General features: G+C 65.5%; 3 protein-coding genes. 2 read left to right on the top strand and 1 reads right to left on the bottom strand.

Annotated elements, in window-relative coordinates; translation table 11 throughout:
• Nucleotides 1-316: 316 nt before the first annotated feature.
• Complete coding sequence (locus AC1D1S_RS20785) at nt 317-505, bottom strand: hypothetical protein (protein ID WP_028275031.1); 189 nt, start codon at nt 503-505, stop codon at nt 317-319.
• Nucleotides 506-793: 288 nt separating this feature from the next.
• On the opposite strand from AC1D1S_RS20785, the gene AC1D1S_RS20780 reads away from it, so the two are divergent.
• Both AC1D1S_RS20780 and AC1D1S_RS20775 read left to right on the top strand, forming a co-directional pair.
• On the top strand, nt 794-1,423 hold the full coding sequence (locus AC1D1S_RS20780; RefSeq protein ID WP_476944094.1) for a DUF2510 domain-containing protein: 630 nt from the start codon (nt 794-796) through the stop codon (nt 1,421-1,423).
• A gap of 365 nt (nt 1,424-1,788) precedes the next feature.
• Nucleotides 1,789-2,178, top strand: coding sequence for a hypothetical protein (locus tag AC1D1S_RS20775; RefSeq protein WP_476995407.1), 390 nt, complete (start codon nt 1,789-1,791; stop codon nt 2,176-2,178).
• The last annotated feature ends 9 nt before the right edge of the window (nt 2,179-2,187 follow it).

Genomic DNA, 2,187 nt, shown 5'->3' with positions numbered 1-2,187 from the left:
GGAGCCCCCACCCCACCGGCCACGGGTGCTGTTCCGGTCCCAGCCACGGCGGGAACGTCCGCCCCTCAGTCGCCAGACGCTGGCCAGGGCCCAGAGTCCGCAACGGCGATTCCTTCCGCAGCGGCGGCCGGCAGGGTTGGTCCCGGACCGGACGGGCAAGGCAGTCTTGCCGGCGGATTCCTGCTGGCGCTCAGCGGTCTGCTTATAGGCCTCTCCGCGGCCATTGGCCTCCGCCGGCCCGCCGGGCCATGAAACGGCCGCCGAACCGTCACAGTGAACTGTGTGGCTCAGCGGCCGCCTCATGCACATCGATTTATCAGACTTTCTCGCGGGACCGGTCGCGCACCTTCTCCGGCTCTTCGACCGTGAACTCCTTGCTGCGGCGGGGGAAGGCCCAGAACCTGAATTCCGGCGCCTCCGCCCGGGTCTCCGGGCGATCCTCAGAATCCTTTGCGGCATCCTTCCTGGTATCCCGCCAGGAATCCCTGTTGTACGAATAGCACATCACTGACCTCCTTCGTGGTGATTGCCTATTAATCGTCCTCCCGATCGGCTGGCGCGTCGAGACTTCCGGACTGCCCTTTTGCGCCTGGGCGGCAGGCTGGCCCAAGGGTTCCAGCGGACGGGTCTGCGCCGTCGGCCGGCCTTCCCGCCGGCACGGGCCGCGGTTAGACTCCATCCAATGCACCACTGCGACCAATGGGGGAATCATGGAGTTGCCCATCCCCCTGTACGCTCTCTCACGGAACAGAAGAAGCCAACGCGCGCCACGCCACGCAAAGGATGAACAGCCATGACCGTCCCGCCCAACGCCTCCGCCCCTGGCCCTGGCTGGTATCCGGACCCGGCAGGCTCGGGCCGGCTTCAGTGGTGGAACGGTTCGGCCTGGACCGGCGAGTTCAACGCACCGCAGTTCCAGGCGACAGCGCCCCGCCACCCGGTGGCGCCGCGCAGGCGCATCAGCGACCGAACACCGGTCTACAACGCGTACATCTGGACAATTGTGGCCCTGCCGCTCGTACCGCTCATCCTGCTGATGTTCTGGAACCCTGTGCTCCGGCTGCGCACCGTGGGCCCGCGGCAGATCCAGACAATTGATCCGGCGTCGATTTTCACGGCGCCTTACTTCCTCTTCATAGCAATCAGTTTCGTGGCCTACGGCGTGTCCGCCCTCCTGGCGTACCTGGACTGGGACCGGCTGCGCAAGGACGGCGTTGTCCGGCCCTTCCACTGGGCGTGGGTGTTCCTCAGCAGGGAGGTCTACGTGATTGGCCGCTCCGTGATCGTCCACGAGGTAGCACCGCGGCGGGGGCTCGCCCCGGTGTGGGTCACGATCAGCGTCGTCTTGCTCACGGCGGTGCTCACCGGCCTCAAAATGTCAGCCATCGTCGCCACCCTGGCGAACCAGGCCGTAACGGTGTAGGCAGCGTCAATCCAGGCAGTGGCCAACGTGCCGGGGCTGCTCCGACCGCCAGCATCCCAGCTCCTGAAGCGATCCGTCCGATTGCTGCAGAAACAGGGTCTTTAGTCCCTTTTGAGAGTCAATGCAGGGGCGTTGACTGGAAAGGTGCTCCGGGCAACAGTTCTGGAGCGACCGGTCCTGCAGACCCGGACCGACAACAACGCCGGCCAGAGAGCCCGACGCGACCACCAAAGATGATATTCAGATCTCCCGGTGCCCTCACTGAGGATCGCGTCAGCAGACACGCAAATCATGGGCCCCCGGCAGCATGCCTGTCCGGCCCGCCCCGGGGCCAGGGAAATCGATCTCCGTTAGGACCAAGTTTCATGAACAAGGCTATTCGCATCATTGGAACAACCGCGGTGACCGCCGCACTGGGCCTGGGCGCCAGCGCCCTGCCTGCCAGCGCCGCCGCTACCACTTCGACCGCCTCCCCCAGCTCCTGGAGTCAGTCCTCATTTGTGAACCGGCACCACATGCGGGACAACAACCGGCACGACACGCGCAATGGCTGGTGGGACGGGGAGAACCGGTGGCATGACAACGCCGACGGATGGGGGTGGCGCGACGATCATGGCAATTGGYGGGACGACAACGACCACCGCGGCTCGTGGACGGGCCGGGACGGCTGCCGGCATGACAAGGACGGGTTCTGGGACCATCACGGAAACCGGCACGACAATAGGCACCACAACCACCACAGGAACACCTGGTGACCTCTCACC

This window comes from Arthrobacter sp. P1_A5 (assembly GCF_056406825.1).
The sequence above is the reverse complement of the archived record's forward strand: the minus strand, read 5'-3'. Positions and strand labels throughout refer to the sequence as shown.